Raw genomic sequence first — 16,816 nt, forward strand, 5'->3', positions numbered from 1 at the left:
GCGCTGTCAGGGTCCGCCCTTAGACTCGGTCCATGCTCACCCTGCTGTTGTACGTCCTGATCGTGGGTTTGGTGGCCACGGTGCTCTTCCTGCTGGCCAGCGCACTCTTCGGTCGGTCGGAGGAGCTGGGGCCGCTACCCGAAGGGACGACCGCGACCGTTCTGCCGGTAGAGGATATTTCCGGCGCCGATGTCCGGGCGCTGCGCTTCCAGCAGGTCGTGCGCGGGTACAAGGCCGGCGAGGTCGATTGGGCGCTGGCCCGGCTGGCCGCCCGGGTGGACGAACTCCAGACGCAATTGGCCGAGGCGCAGGCCACCGCGTCGGCTCGCACCGGCGGCGCGGAGCGGCCGTGACCACCGACACATTGGTGCGCTGCCCGTGGTCGGTAGATTCACAGATCTACCGCGACTATCACGACGAGGAGTGGGGGCGCCCGCTGCACGGGAACGATGCCCTGTTCGAGCGGCTGTGCCTGGAAGCGTTCCAGTCCGGGCTGTCCTGGATCACCATCCTGCGCAAACGCCCCGCGTTCCGGCTGGCCTTCGCCGGATTCGCCATCGACCGAGTCGCGGAATTCGGTGATGCCGACCGTGAGCGCCTGCTCGCCGATCCGGGAATTGTGCGCAATCGCGCCAAAATCGATGCCTGTATCGCCAATGCGGAAGTCGCGCGCGGGCTGGATATCGATCTGGACGAACTGCTCTGGTCGTTCGCTCCCGCCCCACGGCCACGACCGCGCGTGATCACCGAAATTCCCGCCGTAACCCCCGAATCCACCGCACTGGCAAAAGAATTGAAGCGGCGCGGATTCCGTTTCGTCGGACCGACCACCGCCTACGCGCTGATGCAGGCAACCGGAATGGTCGACGATCACCTGGCCGAATGCTGGGTCGATACCCGGCACACCCGCCTCGGCTGACCGATCACATTTGGACGTCGAGTGTCCGCCATCTCCCGCGATAGGGAAGAATAGACCGAGTGCGGTCCGTCGCTTCAGCCGACGGACCGCCCGGTTGGTAACAACCGGGGATCCGAGCAAGTGCGCAGCATACCGCGCAGATCTGGAGGGAGCAGAGGATGGCGGCCATGAAGCCCCGCACCGGGGACGGTCCCCTCGAGGCAACCAAGGAAGGCCGCGGGATCGTTATGCGGGTCCCGCTCGAGGGTGGCGGGCGTTTGGTCGTTGAACTCACGCCTGACGAAGCCGCGGCACTCGGTGACGAATTGAAGAGTGTCACCAGCTAGCCCAATTGCCGAGGAATCGGCGCTGGCCGCGGTCGCCGAGGTACTGAGGTGCCCCGTATGTGGCCGCGGTCTGGTGTGCGTGGACCGTGTTCTGCGGTGCGAACTCGGGCACAGTTTCGATATTGCCCGGCAGGGTTATGTGAGTCTGCTCACCGCGGCCGCCGGCAAGCTGGCCGGCGATACCGCCGAAATGCTCGACGCTCGCGCGGCCTTTCAAAGCACCGGATTTTTCGAGCCGATCGCCGCCGCGATCGCGGAGGCCGCCGTGGTGTCCCGGCCGCCCGGCGGCGACGAGGTGATCGCGGATATCGGCGCGGGCACCGGCTACTACCTGGCTCGCGTCCTGAACGGATTCCCGGCGGCCCGGGGAATCGCGGTGGATATCGCCAAACCCGCCGGCCGCCGGTGCGCTCGTGCCCATCGCCGCGCGGCGGCCGTGGTGGCCGATGTCTGGCGCGGGCTACCCGTGCGCGACCACACACTCACGGCGGCGCTCTCGGTTTTCGCCCCACGCAACCCGGAGTCCGTAGCCCGATCCCTCGCGCCCGGGGGCCGGTATCTGGTGGTCACCCCGACCGTCCGTCATCTCGGGGAGTTGATCGGCCCGCTCGGTATGGTCACTGTCGATCCGGACAAGGAACGACGGCTCGCCGAGAGTATGTCCGGCCTGTTCACCCGGCTGGACAGCAGCATGGTCGAGTATTCGATGAGCCTGACCCGCGCCGATATCGCACGGCTCGTGGCAATGGGTCCGTCCGCGCACCACGCGGCGGCCGCCGGCGACCGCATCGACCGGCTGCCCGAGCCTTTCGAAGTGACCGCATCGGTCACGGTGGGAACCTATGCCGCCGCCCCCGAACCCGGCCGCGACTGAGCTCACCGCCACCTTTGGACCGCGGTGAGGCCTGGGCAATAGCGCTGCCACACAGGGAAATCCACTCGCGACGCCGGCCTGATAGCCAGGTAACACCGCCCTGATGTCCTGGATGTATGCGGTTACCGACATTCGGCAAACAGAAGACCACGACAATCTACGACCGGATCGGCGGGTACGAGGCACTCGAAACAGTAGTCGCCGATTTCTACACCCGGGTTCTCGCCGACGAAGAATTGGCCGGTTTCTTCACCGGGACGAATATGTCCCGGTTACGAGGTAAACAGGTCGAATTCTTCGCGGCGGCACTCGGCGGCCCGGAACCCTATACCGGCGCGCCGATGAAACAGGTGCACCAGGGCAGGGGCATCACCCTGCACCATTTCGATCTGGTGGCCGGGCATCTGACCGATTCGCTGAGCGCGGCCGGGGTGGACGAGGCGACAGTCGGCGAGATCATCGGCGCTGTCGCGCCGCTGGCCGGCGAAATCGCCTCCGGTCCGGCCTCGGCGTAATCGGCGTTGCGCAGCGGTCAGGGTTTGCGGACCGCCCGGTAGACCCGCACAGTCTGCTCGGCGATCCGGTACCAGTCGAATTCGGCCAGGGCGCGGCGGCGCCCGGCCGCGCCCAGTTCGGCCGCCCGGCCCGGGTCCGCGGCCAGTTCGTTGATCGCCGCCGCCAGCGCGTGCTCGTAGGCGCCGGTCTCCCCGGCATCGAAATGCACCAGGCGACCGGTTCGGCCGTCGGCGACCACCTCGGGAATGCCACCGACATCCGAGGCGATCACGGCGGTCGAGCACGCCATCGCTTCGAGGTTGACGATCCCCAGCGGCTCGTACACCGAGGGGCAGACGAACACCGTGGCCGCGGCCAGCAGCTGGCGGATCTGCTCGGTGGGCAGCATCTCCCGCACCCAGAACACGTTCCCGCGCCGCCGATGCAGCCCGGCGACGGCATCGGCGACCTCGGCTTCCAGCTGCGGGGTGTCCGGGGCACCGGCACACAGCACCAGCTGGATCGCCGGATCGACCTCCCGCGCGGCCGCCAGCAGATGCCCGACCCCCTTCTGCCGGGTGATCCGCCCGACGAAGACCGCCAGCGGCGCATCCGCCCGCACCCCGAGCTCGTCCAGAATCCGGCGGCTGCCCGATACCGGCGGGCCCGGGTACCAGACGCCGGCATCGATCCCGTTGCGCACCACATGGACCCGATCCGGGTCCATTGCGGGGTACGCATCGAGGACATCGCGGCGCATCCAGTCGCTCACCGCGATCACCGCGTCGGCGTGTTCGAGCGCGTTGCGTTCCGACCAGGAGGACAACCGGTAGCCGCCACCGAGTTGCTCGGCCTTCCACGGCCGGCGTGGCTCCAGCGAATGAGTGGTGACGATATGCGGGATCCCGTACAGCGTCGCAGCGAGGTGCCCGGCCAGGCCGGAGTACCAGGTATGCGAATGGACAACGTCCACCGCACCCACCGCGTCCGCCATCCGCAACTGCGCCGACATCATCCGCAGCGCCGGATTGGCCCGTTCCAGTTCGGGGTCCGCGCCGTGCACCTGGGCATCCGGGCGGGGTACGCCCATACAGTGCACGGTCACCGTGCTCATCCGCCGTAACCGGGCCACCAACTCCGTGACGTGCACGCCCGCCCCGCCGTACACCTCGGGCGGAAATTCTCGGGTCAGCATCGCCACCCGTAGCGGATCGCCCGCGGACAACCCGGGTGCCACGTCCGCACCGCTGGAACCGAAACTCACGGATTCACGGTAGACGCCGAGCGGTCAACACCCCCCGACCACCTCGTTCGGTAGGTTTGGCTCTGTGAGGAGCCAGCCGCACGTACTCGGAATCGTGCTCGCCGGTGGCGAGGGCAAGCGACTCTTTCCCCTGACCGCCGACCGGGCCAAGCCGGCCGTCCCGTTCGGCGGGGCCTATCGCCTCATCGACTTCGTACTGAGCAATCTCGTCAATGCCGGCTTCCTCCGGTTGTGCGTACTCACTCAGTACAAATCCCATTCGCTGGACCGGCATATCTCGCAGACCTGGCGGCTGTCCGGTTTCGCCGGGGAATACATCACCCCGGTTCCGGCGCAGCAGCGGCTCGGCCCGCGCTGGTACACCGGCAGCGCCGACGCGATCATGCAATCACTGAATCTGATCTACGACGAAGACCCCGATTACATCGTGGTGTTCGGCGCCGACCATGTGTACCGGATGGACCCGGAGCAGATGGTGGCCGCCCATATCGATTCCGGTGCGGGTGTGACCGTCGCCGGTATCCGGGTGCCGCGCAGCGAAGCGGGCGCTTTCGGCTGTATCGATTCCGACGAGTCCGGGCGGATCCTCGGGTTCCTGGAGAAACCGGCGCATCCACCGGGGATTCCGGACGATCCGAATTCGACCTTCGCCTCGATGGGCAACTATGTGTTCACCACGAAGGTGCTGGTGGATTCGATCAAGGCCGATGCCGATAATTCGGATTCCGATCACGATATGGGCGGCGATATCATCCCCGATCTGGTCGCCGCGGGCCAGGCGTCGGTCTACGATTTCGCCGATAACGATGTTCCCGGCGCCACCGAACGCGACCGCGGCTACTGGCGCGATGTCGGCACCATCGACGCTTTCTACGAGGCGCATATGGATCTGGTGTCGGTGAACCCCGTGTTCAACCTCTACAACCGGCACTGGCCGATCCGCGGCGCCGCCGAGAACCTGCCGCCCGCGAAATTCGCCCGCGGCGGCCTGGCCCAGGAAGCGATCGTGGGGGCGGGCAGCTTTCTGTCCGCGGCGACCGTCCGCAATTCGGTGCTCAGCGCCAATGTCCTGGTGGACGAAGGTGCCACGGTCGAAGGCAGTGTCCTGATGCCGGGTGTGCGGATCGGGCGCGGCGCGGTGGTCCGGCGCGCGATCCTGGACAAGAACGTCATGGTGTCCGAAGGGGAGATCATCGGGGTGGATCTCGAGCGGGACCGCGGCAGATTCGCGATCAGCAACGGCGGTGTGGTCACCGTCGGCAAGGGCACCTGGGTCTGATCCGATTCGACGTGATCGCGGCCGTATGCCCGGTCACGAGGACCGGGCATACGGCTGTGGCCGGCGTCGCGTCAGCGCACGTCCCGGGCCCGTATACCGGCCAGTCCGGCGGCCAGCAGTACCGCCGCGACAGCCGTGACCAGGATCGTGGGAGTCACGGTGTACTCCACACCCGGCACCTTGGGGGCGTGGCTGAACGGTTCGAGATTCCGCAGCCACTGCGGGGCACCGGAGATCGAACCGAGCAGGAACACCGCGATAGCGGCGGTCAGCAGCCCCCACGCCACCGGGGTCCAGCGCGGCACCAGACCGAACAACGCGACGGTCAGGGCGGCGAACACCCAGATCGCGGGTAATTGCACCAGCGCGGCCGCGAGCATCCCGGGCAGCGTGCCGCCGATATCGCCGGCTGCGACACCGTAGGCGAGACCACCCAGCAGACCGGCGGTCAGCATGATCACCACCGGCCCGCCGAGAGCGAACACCAGGTGCGACGCCGCCCAGCGGGTTCTGCCGACGGCACCGCTGAGCACGGACTCGGCGAGATGCCCGTTCTCCTCACCGAACATCCGCAGCGCCGCCGATATCGCATACGCCGCGCCCGCGATCCCCAGCATGGTGAACGCGTAGCTGACGAACGAATCCTCCAGCGAATCGGTACCGCCCATCCGGGTGATCAGGTCGCGCAGAGTTTCGTTGCTGCCGAAACTGTCGCCGATACCGTTGACGACGCTGCCGATCACCAGCCCGTACAAACCGACCCCGATTCCCCAGCCCAGGAGCGCGCCGCGCTGTAAGCGGACGGCGAGGCCGAACGGTCCGGTCAGGGCAGGTCCGGCGGCGGCGGGCCCGAGCCGCTCGGCGAGGAGGCCGGCGCCGGAATCGCGGCGGCGCAGCAGAGCGAAGGCCACCGCGACCACCACCGTGAGCAGCGCCAGATGCAGCAGCAGTACCCACCAGTGGTCGCCCGCGTAGGGGCGGACCTGCAACGACCAGCCCTGCGGCGACAACCAGGTGAGCGGGTTCACCGGGCCTGCCCCGGCCTGCGCGTCACCGACCGCCCGCAGGGTGAAGGTCACCGCGAGCACCGCGAAGGCGATTCCCCGCGCGAGCCGGGCGCCGGAGCAGATCTGCGCCGTCACCGCGGCGACTGCCGCGAACACCATGCCCGACCCCGCGAGGGCCAGACCGAAGGCCAGCGACCCGCTCGCCGGAACCCCGGTGGCGGTCAGGCTCACCGCTCCGATCAGACCCGCCAGCAGCGCACCGCCGAGCGCCAGGATCAACGCTGCCGTCAGGTTGGCGTACCGCCCGATCGAGGTGGACGCCAGGACCTCGGCGCGCCCGGTCTCCTCCTCCGCCCGCGTATGCCGGATCACCGTGAGGATCGTGGCCACCGCGATCAGGGTGTGGAACATACCGGCTTTCCAGATGCCGACGGCCCCGATGGATGTGTCGTAGACAGGGCCGTACATCGCCAGCTGCGCGGGGCTCGCCAGAATCGTGGCGGCGAACGAGGCGCGGTCGGCCGCCGTCGGATACACCGATTCGATACTGGCCACATACACCGAGCCCAGCGGTACCGACAACAACAGGATCCACAGCGGCGCGACGATCCGGTCACGCCGCAGATACAGCCGCAGCAACCGGAGGGTGCCGGTGAAATCGGTGCCCGCGGACGTGGAATCGAACATACTGTGCCGGGCTCCGGCCACTGCCGTGGTCATTTCTGCACCTTCTGCAGTTCGCCGGCCTCCTGGCCGTTCACCGAGTAGTGCCGCATGAACAGTTCCTCCAGCGTCGGCGGCCGGCTGACCAGGCTGCGTACCCCGGTATCGCCCAGGATCCGGATCAATTCGGCGAGATGCTCACCGTCGACCTGACAGCGCAGCGTGTGGTCGGTCATGCTGACATCGGCGACACCGGGCAGGGCCGCGATATCACCGGGGTCGCCGGTCAATTCGGCGGTGATGGCCGTGCGGCTCAGATGCCGCATCGAGGCCAGCGTCCCGCTCTCCACGGTGCGCCCGGACCGGATGATGGTGACCCGCTCGCACAGGGCCTCCACCTCCGACAGGATATGGCTGGACAGCAGCACGGTCGCACCGCGTTCGGCCGCTTCGGCGACGCATTCCCGGAATACCTGCTCCATCAGCGGGTCCAGGCCCGAGGTCGGTTCGTCGAGCAGCAGGAGCCGGGCGTGCGACGAGAAGGCCGAGACGAGCGCGACCTTCTGCCGGTTTCCCTTGGAGTAGGTCCGCGCCTTCTTCCGCGGATCCAGCTCGTAGCGCTCGATCAGCTCGGCGCGCCGGGTGGTGTCCAGCCCGCCGCGCATTGTGGCCAGCAGATCGATGGTCTCCCCGCCGCTCAGCGAGGGCCACAGGGTCACATCTCCCGGGACGTAGGCGATCTCGCGGTGCAGTGCCACCGCGTCCGCCCAGGGGTCACGTTCCAGCATCCGCACTTCGCCGGAAGTGCGGGACAGCAGTCCGAGCAGGATCCGGATGGTGGTGGATTTCCCCGCTCCGTTGGGACCGAGGAATCCGTGGACCTCGCCTTCGTTCACCTGCAGGTCCAGTCCGTCGAGTGCGCGGACTTGCCCGAAGTGCTTGTGCAGATCCCGGATCTCAATAGCCGAAATCATCGAATCTCCTTGTGGGACATGAGAATAGAATTGTTCAGAGAGAGTTGTGGTCGCATATGCGTCCCGTGCGCGCACGCGGGGCAGTTCGAGTCGGTAGCCGCCCGACGCTCCACGGCGGCCACGCCCGTCTCGTTCGCCGGCCCAGCCCACCGCTGGGCGTCGCGCCGATTCCACTGCCGAGGTGAGGCTCGAACCCGAAGTGGCCGCCGCGCCGGCCCGGATCACGAGTGCGGCGCTGTGTCCATATCGCCCGCGTGCGGCACATGCTCGGCCGGATCCCTGCCGGACTCGGGGGTCGCGCCGGGCCGGCGCCGCGCCGCGAGCAACGCCTCCACCATCGACGAATCTGTGAGCAGACCGTCGGTATAGAGCTCGAGGGCGGGCAGCATCATCTGGTCGGCGTAATCGCGCAGCGCCTGCCGGTAGTCGACAACTCCGTCCGCCGGGGTGTGTGTCTGCAGGAACATCAGCATGCCGCCGCCGTTGGCCGTGGCCAGATATCGCGCCATGGCCTTGATATCCCGCGGTTTGCGCAGCACACCCGAGGCCACCCCCGCCTCCAAGTACTGCTCGACATCCTCGACCATATGCTCGAACAACACCCCCGCCAGTTGGCCGCCGGCTTGGAAGCTGCGCATCATGTAGGCGATGACCGGGGCGAACTCCTCGATCTCGGCCAGTTGCTGTAGCAGATTCCCGGTGGACGGCCGGTTCATATAGCTCATCTTCGATTCACGGATCACTCCCCGTACGTAGTCGTCGCATTCCCGGCGCAGCCCCTCTTTGGACCCGAAATGGTGGTTGACCAGTCCGGGTGAGACCCCTGCCGCCTTGGCGATGGCCCGCACCCCGACACCGAAGCCCTGTTCACCGAACAGCACAACCGCCGCATCCCGGATACGTGCCCGGGTCGTCAGATCATCGCTTGAACGCATGATCAATACGCTAAACAGCCGTTCAACACCGGCGCAAGAGGGTGTCGCGTAGAGATTCCGTAAAGACTTCCGAACACCGCACGACCCCTCGGCTCAGCTCGCCTTCCGAACCGCGCACCCGGCGATCCCGCAAGCACCGACTGCCCGCGCACAGAAACCAGCACAGTCCGGGCACAAAAGCAGCCGGACTCTGCTGAAAGAACCGCGCGACATCCGGCGGCCGGGCGCGCTCTACCCCTTCGAAGCGCAGAGCAAGCCGTCGCCGAGCGGTATCAGAACGCTGGTCAACGCGGGATCCTCGGCCACGTACCGGGTCGCGGCACGCACCGCCTGGGTGGTCGCGTCACGGTGCGCCGGATCGGGTACCCGCCCCCCGAGCAGCGCGTTGTGCAGCAGCACCGCCCCACCCGGACGTAGCAGCCGGACCGCCTCGGCGATGTACTGCGGCTGTTCGACGGGCGAGGCATCCACGAACACCAGGTCGTAGGCGGCATCCGCCAGTCGCGGCAGCACATCCAGGGCCCGGCCGTTGATCAGCCGGGTGCGCGCGAGGGGTATCTCCGCGGCGCGGAAGGATTCCTTGGCAGCGCGCTGATGTTCGGGTTCGGAGTCGATGGTGGTCAGCGTGCCGTCCTCGCGCATACCGTCCAGCAACCACAACCCGCTGACCCCGGCGCCGGTCCCGACCTCGACCACCGCCCGCGCGTCCAGTAACTGCGTATACATGCTGAGCAGGGCACCGACCGACGGCGGCACCGGAGCCGCACCCAGTTCGGTGGCCCGTTCGCGGGCACTGATGAGTACCTCGTCCTCGACGACGGATTCCTCGACGTAGGCGAGATTTCGCTCCAGGTTCGCTGCCACGCAGTCGAGGCTATGCCAAACGGCGCGAAGCTGGTCGCAACATTCTCAGGTGTCCCTCAGGATCCCCATACCCGGCCCACACGCGAGCAGGGAAGAGTAGGCCCCACGCAAGACCAGCCGACCGAACGTGGCAGCCGGGAACAACGGGACACGACTCCACCGTTGTAACCGGTAAAGGTGGCCCGGAAACCGGGTCACTTGTTCGAGCCTACGCCTCGGTCCCGATCAGGAGGTCGTCACCATCCACATGGTCGATGCGGTACGCGAGTCCGCTACTTTGCCCGAGCTGCCCCGGGCCCGCCGTTCGGCAGCGCCCGCCGGGTACGACCTGCCCGGCCGGGACGAATTCGGCCCCGGAGCGTTTACCGGGCCGGATCGTGCGGTAGCCGCGGATCGTGACCAGGTGACCGCCGACCCCGCCTCGCCGGACGCCCTGATGGAGGTGCCCGATATGTCCACTACTGCCGACCGAGCCGAAGAGTTCGATATCGCCCCCGACGGCACTCCCGAGAATCCCGACGAGGCCCTGACCGGTACGGCCGCCTTCGATGCCACCGGCGATCGCGCGGTTATGCCCACCTGGGACGAACTGGTCCGCGAACATGCCGACCGGGTCTACCGGCTGGCCTACCGCCTGTCCGGCGACGCGCAGGACGCCGAGGACCTCACCCAGGAGACGTTCATCCGGGTGTTCCGTTCCCTTTCCAACTACCAGCCCGGAACGTTCGAGGGCTGGTTGCACCGCATCACCACCAACCTCTTCCTGGACATGGTCCGGCGCCGCAGCAGGATCCGGATGGAAGCACTTCCCGAGGACTACGACCGGGTTCCCGCCGAGGGACCCGGGCCCGAACAGGTCTTTCACGACGCCCGGCTCGATCCGAACCTCCAGTCCGCACTCGATTCACTCGCCCCGGAATTCCGTGCCGCTGTCGTGCTCTGCGATATCGAAGGACTTTCCTACGAGGAGATCGGCGCGACGCTCGGAGTGAAGCTGGGGACAGTCCGCAGCCGGATCCATCGTGGACGGCAGGCACTGCGCGAGTATCTTGCGCATAATGGAGTGGAGGAGCGATTCGCCACCGAGGCGAGCCTCGCGTGACAGACCGAGGCAAGCCTCGGATGAAACACCGAGTCGAGCCTTGGGTGCTCCGGCGATAACGACGCCGGATCCCGGCGGTCAGCGATGTCGGTTGGGAAGGATGGATAGCGAATGAGTGGCGACTCCAGTACGCCCGGTCGTCGTTCCCCGCAGTTCCACTCCACCGAGCATCTGGCGAGCGAGGCGGTCGCCGCCTATGTCGATGGCGAACTGCGGATGAATCCGTATCTGCGCGCGGCCCAGCATCTCTCGGTGTGCCCGGAATGCGCGGCCGAGGTCGAGGCACAACAGCAGGCGCGGATCGCGCTGCGACGAGCCACTCAGGTCTCGATTCCGACGGGTCTGCACGACAGCTTGTCGCGTATTCCGCTCGCCGAACCACCGAGCGGGCCGAATTCTTCCGGAAATCCTCGTAACGAGGCCGTATTCGGTTTTTCCGGCCAGTCCTTTTCTACAACCTTCGACAGCTTCCGGTGGTCCGTGTGGTGGCGCAAGTAGAGTCTGCCGAGTGAGTTCCGAATCGACGCACAATTCCCCTGCCGATACTCCTGATTCGGCGGACGAAAACGGCACGACGGCCGATAACGGCACGCTGCGCCCGCCCGGGGCGCCGGTGTTGGCTCCGCGACCGGTTTACCGGCCCCATGTGGACTCACATACCGCGCATGCGTTCCGTCGCCCCAGCGGGCAATCCGGATCGTTCGCGCCGCGTGCCGCCCGCAGCGATGCCGAATCGTCCCCACCCGCACCCAAAGGACCGCCCACCGCGGTGCTGGCCGAGGCATTCGGCCGGCCGGCCGGTTCCACCGAACTGCTCCAGCGGGATCCGGACGCCGGCCCGGCGTCCGCTCCGGTCGCGGGTCCGGCGGACCCCTGGCGCGATCCGGACGCCCCGGCCCGGCTGGGCGCACCCGCGGTCCCGTCTCCGGCCACCCAGGAATTGCCGCGGGGCGAGAAGCTCTCGGCCCGGCAGGTGCTGTTCGGCTCCCGGGTCGCACCCAAAGCCCTGCTGATACTGGTCGCGATCGCCCTCGCGATAGGTCTCGTCGGCGGTCTCGTCGGCCGGCTGACTGCCGAGACGGCCTCGACCCTGACCTCACGCAAAGTAAGTCTGGAACAGAACGACGGCGATCAGCCGCACGGACCGATCGCCCAGGTCGCGGACGCGGTACTGCCATCGGTGGTCTCCATCCGCACCACGGTCGGCGAGAACGGCGCCACCGGGTCCGGAGTGGTCATCGACGGCAACGGCTATATCGTCACCAACAATCACGTCGTCTCCATGGCCGCGCAGGACACATCCGGCAAGGCCCGGATACAGGTCACGTTCTCCGACGGGACCCGGACTCCGGCGAATATCGTCGGCCGGGACCCGAAGAGCGACCTCGCGGTCCTGAAGGTAGATGTGAAAAATCTCACTGTCGCGCAATTGGGTAAATCGGACGATGTCCAAGTCGGCGACGCGGTTCTGGCCGTCGGTTCGCCTCTCGGCCTCAGCAAGACAGTCACTTCCGGCATCGTCAGCGCCCTGCACCGGCCCGTGAAACTCGAGGGTGAGGGCAGCGATACCAAGGCCGTGATCGACGCGGTCCAGACCGACGCCTCGATCAACCCGGGCAATTCCGGTGGTGCGCTGGTGGACGCGGACGGCCGCGTTATCGGCATCAACACCGCGATCCGCAGTGAGAGCGGCGGCTCGGTCGGGCTCGGCTTCGCGATCCCCGTCGACCAGATGACCCAGGTGGCACAGACTCTCATTCGCGACGGGTCGATCCACCACCCGAAGATCGGCGTCAGCGCCCGCCAGAAAACGGTCGCCAACGAAGTGATGAGCGGTGCGGAAGTCGCGGATGTGGAGCCGGGCGGCCCGGCCGCGAACGCGGGCATCGTCGAAGGCGATGTGATCGTGCGGGTGGGCGACCGGGAGGTCACAAATCCCGACGAGCTGGTGGTCGCCGTGCAGATGAACGGTATCGATCAAACGGTGAATGTCCAGCTCATCAGGGAAGGCCGGCAGGTGGATATTCCGGTGACGCTCGCCTCCGACTGACCCACCGCGCGCGGCGCCGGGTAATCTGGTGAGGTGTTCAGCAGTATCGGGTGGGGCGAGATGCTCGTTCTACTCGTCGCCGCCCTCGTCATCCTCGGCCCGGAACGTCTGCCCGGCGCCGCGCGGTGGACTGCCCGCAGTCTGCGCCAGGTGCGCGATTACGCCACCGGTGCCACATCGCAATTGCGCTCCGAACTCGGGCCGGAATTCGAGGACCTGCGAAAGCCTCTCGCGGATCTTCAGGAATTGCGCGGGATGTCTCCCCGTTCGGTGGTGACGAAACATCTTCTGAACGGCGACGATTCCCTTTTCAAGGATCTGGACGGCGCATTGCCGGATAGTAAGAATGTTCTGGGCGCCAGCAGTGGGATGCCGGATTACCCGCAAAAGCATCAGAGTAAACCACTGGAGCACAACGAACGTCCGCCGATCGACACCGACGCCACCTGATCCGTCAACTGCTCTAGACGCCGTTCAGGGGCCTGATGTCTACACTTCGCACATGTCGGCCGATGACGTGGCGCGGATATTCGCGATCGAAGACAAAGTCGAGCGACTCAAGGCCGCAACGGAGGGTGTCGCAGCGGCTCAGCAAACGATCAACGAGCTCACCCGAATTCGGCGTGCGGTGATCAGGGAGTTGCACGCCGAAGGGTGGACCTTCGCCAGAATAGGAGCTGCCGCGGGACTTTCCCGCGCTCGCATCCACCAGGTGAGTACACAGGGCCCGGCGCCGGAGGGTTTGTTCTTCGGGCACGGACCGCTCACCCTCCTGGTCCCGGATATGCGGGCGGGCAGGCTCATGGGCGCACCGGATCCGGCGGCGGCGCCGCGGCTGGCCGAGCAGCTCAAAGAACTCGGTTTCGGAGTGACCATCGAACCGTTCGCGCCCGGACGCCCGATCGACCTGATGCGCGACGGGCTCATCGTGCTCGGCGGCCCGGAACTCTCACCGAGCCTGCGCCAGCTCATCGCCGGCGACCCGCGCCTCCGGCGGGCGGTCGCCCGGCCCGGCGACGGGCGCCGCGGTATCGAAGACCGGGCCGCCCGCCGGATCTACCGCCCGGCCAGCCCGGACCCGCACGATATCGCCTACCTGGCCCGGCTGCCGCGGCTGGACGGCCGCGGGACGATCCTGGTTATCGACGGGCTGCACCCGCCCGGTTCACTCGGCGCGGTCCGGCTGCTGGCCACCCGGTTGGCCACCCTGCACGAGCGTGCGGCGAACCGGCGGTTCTCGGTACTGATCGGGGTTCGTTACGAACGCGGCACCGGCGAACCGGTGGACGCTGATCTGCTGACGCCCGTCTATTTGCACGAATCGGTGGATTCCCGTGCCCGGCCGCCGGTGCGTCAACGCCGCTGAGCCGATACCCGCGTTTCCGGACGGATGAAATTCGACGGTGCCCCGGAAATCCGACACGCCCGGAATACACGATAGCGACAACAAATATTCGCTAGTCAACGCTATTGCTACGCTGGGGTTACACGGCCGATCGCATTTGTCGAATTCGGCAGGTGTTCGGCGTCCGGGAAAACACCTTCGCACCGATAGGTGCATCCCCGTGACGATGTCCGGCTCCGACAAGGTAATTCGTGGAGGCGCAGGTGGACGCGTTGATCATCGTGGCGGTGGTTCTGGTCGCGGCCGGATTGCTGGCCTCGGTGCTCCTGTGGTTACGCAAACCGGGCTCTCCGGAGAGCGAATACGTGACAGTCGCCGAACTCCAGGCACGCCTGGAACACGAACAGGATATTCCGGAGGAATCCCGGGAACCCGGCGACCGCCCCGCCGAAGCGGCTGGACCGAGCCAGGACGTAGCCGCTACCGACGAACCGGAGTCGGCGACCGAATCCGCGACAGCCACCGAACCGGCTGCCGCCACAGAACCGGAAGCCACCGCCCAACCCACATCCGCCGAACCGGAGACCGTCACCGAACCCGCGATCACTTCCGAAACGGAGCCCACAGAGACTCCGGAAACTTCGGAGAAGCCCGCATCCGATGACTCGGGAACGCCTGATTCGGACCCGGCCACTGAAGCTGGGCACCCACTGCCCACCGACAAGCCCGGTGCCGGCGGAAAAGCACCGGCGGAGCGGTCCGACGGACACGCCGGCGAATCCCCGGACGCTACGGCAGCACCGGATACGGCACCCGGCCCACGCCCGGAATCCGAGCGCTGATCGACGCGCCCGGCCCCGCCGGGCTCAGGCCGCGGCTACATCAGGTCGAACCGTGTTCATCGGCGGCCGGTCGACCAAGTCCACCGCGGTGCTGCGCGGGGTGAACTCGTCGCCGATCAGCGGGAACTGGGTGAGTGCCGCTCCCGAATCCGGGACACCGCTGCGCCCCAGTACCGTGCCCAGAATCTGCCGGCTCATCACCCCGAGATCGGCCAGCGGGCGGTTGCGGTGGGTCCGTACGCCCAGATTGACCTGTCCGATCGCGTGCAGACCCAACCGGTCATAGGTATCGAGCAACAAACCGATCTCCACCCCGTAGCCGGGGGCGAACGGGACGGCGGTGAGCAGTTCCCGGGTACCGGCGTACTCCCCGCCCAGCGGCTGCAGCACCGAGGCCAGCCCCGGCCGCAACGCGGCCAGCAGCGGTCGCGCCACGAGTTCGGTGACCCGCCCGCCGCCGTGCGCGTCCACCCCACCACCGTGCCGCAGCGGACGGCGGTAGTACGCCTTGACCAGATGCAGATCCGGAGTGGTCAGGAGCGGTCCGAGCAGTTTCGGTACGAAAGCCGGATCGGGGTCGATCAGATCGGAGTCGACGAACGCCACCAGATCACCGGTGGTCACCGCCAGCGACCGCCACAGCACCTCGCCCTTGCCGGCGATCGGTTCGAGCTCGGGCACGGCCTGCTCCCGGCTTATGACCTCGGCACCGGCCGCCCGGGCACGTTCGGCAGTGGCGTCGGTGGACCCGGAATCGAGCACCACCAGTTCATCTACCAGGGTGCCCAGCAGCGGCCGGATACTGGCCACCACCTCGGCGACCGTTTCCTCCTCGTTCAGCGCCGGCAGCACCACCGAAACGGTGCGTCCGGCTTTCGCGGCGACCAGATCGGCCACCGCCCATTCGGGGGTGTCCCACGTGTTCGTCGTCGCCCAGCCGGGCTCGTGGTGTGAGAGTTTCATACGAGACCTCGCAGAGTTCGTACGGGGGGCCGGATGCCCTGGATCGCGGCGATCATGTCGACTACACGCCTGGTCGCGGCGACCTCGTGCACCCGGAAAACGCGGGCGCCGGCCGCGGCGGCCCAAGCTGTTGCTGCCAATGTGCCCTCCAGCCGTTCGGAAAGATCGACACCTAATGTCTCTCCGATGAAATCCTTGTTGCTCAGCGCCATCAAGACTGGCCATCCGGTTTTTACAAGAACGTCCGCTGCCCGCAACAGTGCGAGGCCGTGATAGGTGTTTTTCCCGAAATCGTGAGTCGGGTCGATGAGCACGGAATCCCTGCGTACCCCGGCCGCCGCGGCGGCCTCGGCAGCGCGCACCACGGTATCGGTGACCTCCGCCACCACATCGTCATACCGGACACGATGCGGACGGGTGCGCGGCACGGCGCCACCGGTATGACTACAGACGATGCCCGCCCCGGACTCCGCGGCCACCGGCACCAACTCCGGATCGGCGCCGGCCCAGGTGTCGTTGATCAGATCGGCGCCCTCGGTGACCGCCGCGCGCGCGACCTCCGCGCGCCAGGTATCGACACTGATCAGCAGCTCGGGATACTTTTCCCGGATCGCCGCGACGAACGGTACGACCCGCCGGGTTTCCTCCGCGGCATCCACCGACTCCCCGGGCCCCGCCTTCACCCCGCCGATATCGACGAGATCGGCGCCTTCCCCCACCGCCCGGTCCACCGCCGCCAGCGCCGCACTGTCGCTGAAGGTGGCGCCACGGTCGTAAAAGGAATCCGGGGTCCGATTCACGATGGCCATGACAAGGGCGCGATCCGTCGCCACCGCCCGGCCGCACAGCGTCGGTGACGGACGCACGGGCTCGAACATGAACACGAGTCTATGGCGCCGCCTCCGGCGTCGCGG

The 16,816-nt window shown here is 67.3% G+C and carries 19 protein-coding genes; 12 read left to right on the forward strand and 7 right to left on the reverse strand.

Features of this window, described 5'->3' with window-relative positions; translation table 11 throughout:
* The first annotated feature begins 32 nt into the window (after nt 1-32).
* The 5 genes from ABZ827_RS15845 (at nt 33) to ABZ827_RS15865 (ending at nt 2,634) form a co-directional block, all read left to right on the forward strand.
* On the forward strand, nt 33-353 hold the full coding sequence (locus ABZ827_RS15845; protein ID WP_357237496.1) for a DivIVA domain-containing protein: 321 nt from the start codon (nt 33-35) through the stop codon (nt 351-353).
* Entirely contained in the window at nt 350-919 is a 570-nt protein-coding gene (locus ABZ827_RS15850) for a DNA-3-methyladenine glycosylase I (protein ID WP_357237497.1), read from the forward strand. Before ABZ827_RS15845 ends, ABZ827_RS15850 begins: the two co-directional genes overlap by 4 nt.
* Before the next feature lie 158 nt (nt 920-1,077).
* Entirely contained in the window at nt 1,078-1,245 is a 168-nt protein-coding gene (locus tag ABZ827_RS15855) for a DUF3117 domain-containing protein (protein WP_011211259.1), read from the forward strand.
* Complete coding sequence (locus ABZ827_RS15860; RefSeq protein ID WP_357237498.1) at nt 1,232-2,119, forward strand: putative RNA methyltransferase; 888 nt, start codon at nt 1,232-1,234, stop codon at nt 2,117-2,119. The genes ABZ827_RS15855 and ABZ827_RS15860 overlap by 14 nt, the downstream gene beginning before the upstream one ends.
* Before the next feature lie 116 nt (nt 2,120-2,235).
* On the forward strand, nt 2,236-2,634 hold the full coding sequence (locus ABZ827_RS15865; protein WP_357237499.1) for a group 1 truncated hemoglobin: 399 nt from the start codon (nt 2,236-2,238) through the stop codon (nt 2,632-2,634).
* A 17-nt stretch (nt 2,635-2,651) separates the two neighbouring features.
* Here ABZ827_RS15865 and glgA read toward each other — a convergent pair whose 3' ends face one another.
* A complete protein-coding gene (glgA, locus tag ABZ827_RS15870; RefSeq protein ID WP_357237719.1) occupies nt 2,652-3,809 on the reverse strand; it encodes a glycogen synthase in 1,158 nt (385 codons plus the stop codon).
* Nucleotides 3,810-3,942: 133 nt separating this feature from the next.
* On the opposite strand from glgA, the gene glgC reads away from it, so the two are divergent.
* The gene (gene glgC / locus ABZ827_RS15875; RefSeq protein WP_357237500.1) at nt 3,943-5,157 is read left to right on the forward strand and encodes a glucose-1-phosphate adenylyltransferase; all 1,215 of its coding nucleotides are present in this window, start codon (nt 3,943-3,945) and stop codon (nt 5,155-5,157) included.
* A gap of 71 nt (nt 5,158-5,228) precedes the next feature.
* Here glgC and ABZ827_RS15880 read toward each other — a convergent pair whose 3' ends face one another.
* From ABZ827_RS15880 to ABZ827_RS15895, 4 genes are all read right to left on the reverse strand, one after another.
* A complete protein-coding gene (locus ABZ827_RS15880) occupies nt 5,229-6,884 on the reverse strand; it encodes an ABC transporter permease (RefSeq protein ID WP_357237501.1) in 1,656 nt (551 codons plus the stop codon).
* Nucleotides 6,881-7,801: an ABC transporter ATP-binding protein gene (locus ABZ827_RS15885; RefSeq protein WP_357237502.1), complete on the reverse strand. Its 921-nt coding sequence runs from the start codon at nt 7,799-7,801 to the stop codon at nt 6,881-6,883. The genes ABZ827_RS15880 and ABZ827_RS15885 overlap by 4 nt, the downstream gene beginning before the upstream one ends.
* 221 nt (nt 7,802-8,022) lie before the next feature.
* Complete coding sequence (locus ABZ827_RS15890) at nt 8,023-8,736, reverse strand: TetR family transcriptional regulator (RefSeq protein WP_357237503.1); 714 nt, start codon at nt 8,734-8,736, stop codon at nt 8,023-8,025.
* A gap of 231 nt (nt 8,737-8,967) precedes the next feature.
* A complete protein-coding gene (locus tag ABZ827_RS15895; protein ID WP_357237504.1) occupies nt 8,968-9,600 on the reverse strand; it encodes an O-methyltransferase in 633 nt (210 codons plus the stop codon).
* Nucleotides 9,601-10,036: 436 nt separating this feature from the next.
* Between ABZ827_RS15895 and sigE the strand changes: the two genes are divergently transcribed.
* From sigE to ABZ827_RS15925, 6 genes are all read left to right on the forward strand, one after another.
* Entirely contained in the window at nt 10,037-10,702 is a 666-nt protein-coding gene (sigE, locus tag ABZ827_RS15900) for an RNA polymerase sigma factor SigE (protein ID WP_357237720.1), read from the forward strand.
* Nucleotides 10,703-10,813: 111 nt separating this feature from the next.
* Nucleotides 10,814-11,200, forward strand: a complete 387-nt coding sequence (locus ABZ827_RS15905) for a hypothetical protein (protein WP_357237505.1) — start codon at nt 10,814-10,816, stop codon at nt 11,198-11,200.
* Nucleotides 11,201-11,210: 10 nt separating this feature from the next.
* On the forward strand, nt 11,211-12,752 hold the full coding sequence (locus ABZ827_RS15910; protein ID WP_357237506.1) for a trypsin-like peptidase domain-containing protein: 1,542 nt from the start codon (nt 11,211-11,213) through the stop codon (nt 12,750-12,752).
* 33 nt (nt 12,753-12,785) lie between these two features.
* Nucleotides 12,786-13,202 (forward strand): Sec-independent protein translocase protein TatB, encoded by a 417-nt coding sequence (gene tatB / locus ABZ827_RS15915; protein ID WP_357237507.1) that lies wholly within the window; start codon nt 12,786-12,788, stop codon nt 13,200-13,202.
* A 52-nt stretch (nt 13,203-13,254) separates the two neighbouring features.
* The gene (locus ABZ827_RS15920; protein WP_357237508.1) at nt 13,255-14,118 is read left to right on the forward strand and encodes a hypothetical protein; all 864 of its coding nucleotides are present in this window, start codon (nt 13,255-13,257) and stop codon (nt 14,116-14,118) included.
* 230 nt (nt 14,119-14,348) lie between these two features.
* On the forward strand, nt 14,349-14,939 hold the full coding sequence (locus ABZ827_RS15925; RefSeq protein ID WP_357237509.1) for a hypothetical protein: 591 nt from the start codon (nt 14,349-14,351) through the stop codon (nt 14,937-14,939).
* Nucleotides 14,940-14,963: 24 nt separating this feature from the next.
* Here the strand turns inward: ABZ827_RS15925 and ABZ827_RS15930 are convergent, their stop codons facing one another.
* Both ABZ827_RS15930 and folP read right to left on the reverse strand, forming a co-directional pair.
* Nucleotides 14,964-15,902, reverse strand: coding sequence for a glucosyl-3-phosphoglycerate synthase (locus tag ABZ827_RS15930; protein WP_357237510.1), 939 nt, complete (start codon nt 15,900-15,902; stop codon nt 14,964-14,966).
* Nucleotides 15,899-16,780 carry a dihydropteroate synthase gene (gene folP, locus ABZ827_RS15935; protein ID WP_357237511.1) on the reverse strand — a complete coding sequence of 294 codons (882 nt, stop codon included), beginning with the start codon at nt 16,778-16,780 and terminating at the stop codon, nt 15,899-15,901. The genes ABZ827_RS15930 and folP overlap by 4 nt, the downstream gene beginning before the upstream one ends.
* Between the last annotated feature and the right edge of the window lie 36 nt (nt 16,781-16,816).

This window comes from Nocardia sp. NPDC019395, assembly GCF_040632335.1.
Taxonomy (GTDB): domain Bacteria; phylum Actinomycetota; class Actinomycetes; order Mycobacteriales; family Mycobacteriaceae; genus Nocardia.

Coding starts and splice junctions, on each gene's coding strand:
- ABZ827_RS15855 (WP_011211259.1), top strand. CDS start 1,078: ATGGCGGCCATGAAGCCCCGCACCGGGGACGGTCCCCTCGAGGCAACC.
- ABZ827_RS15920 (WP_357237508.1), top strand. CDS start 13,255: ATGTCGGCCGATGACGTGGCGCGGATATTCGCGATCGAAGACAAAGTC.
- ABZ827_RS15880 (WP_357237501.1), bottom strand. CDS start 6,884: ATGACCACGGCAGTGGCCGGAGCCCGGCACAGTATGTTCGATTCCACG.
- ABZ827_RS15885 (WP_357237502.1), bottom strand. CDS start 7,801: ATGATTTCGGCTATTGAGATCCGGGATCTGCACAAGCACTTCGGGCAA.
- folP (WP_357237511.1), bottom strand. CDS start 16,780: ATGTTCGAGCCCGTGCGTCCGTCACCGACGCTGTGCGGCCGGGCGGTG.
- ABZ827_RS15845 (WP_357237496.1), top strand. CDS start 33: ATGCTCACCCTGCTGTTGTACGTCCTGATCGTGGGTTTGGTGGCCACG.
- glgA (WP_357237719.1), bottom strand. CDS start 3,809: ATGCTGACCCGAGAATTTCCGCCCGAGGTGTACGGCGGGGCGGGCGTG.
- ABZ827_RS15890 (WP_357237503.1), bottom strand. CDS start 8,736: ATGCGTTCAAGCGATGATCTGACGACCCGGGCACGTATCCGGGATGCG.
- ABZ827_RS15930 (WP_357237510.1), bottom strand. CDS start 15,902: ATGAAACTCTCACACCACGAGCCCGGCTGGGCGACGACGAACACGTGG.
- ABZ827_RS15905 (WP_357237505.1), top strand. CDS start 10,814: ATGAGTGGCGACTCCAGTACGCCCGGTCGTCGTTCCCCGCAGTTCCAC.
- ABZ827_RS15865 (WP_357237499.1), top strand. CDS start 2,236: ATGCGGTTACCGACATTCGGCAAACAGAAGACCACGACAATCTACGAC.
- sigE (WP_357237720.1), top strand. CDS start 10,037: ATGGAGGTGCCCGATATGTCCACTACTGCCGACCGAGCCGAAGAGTTC.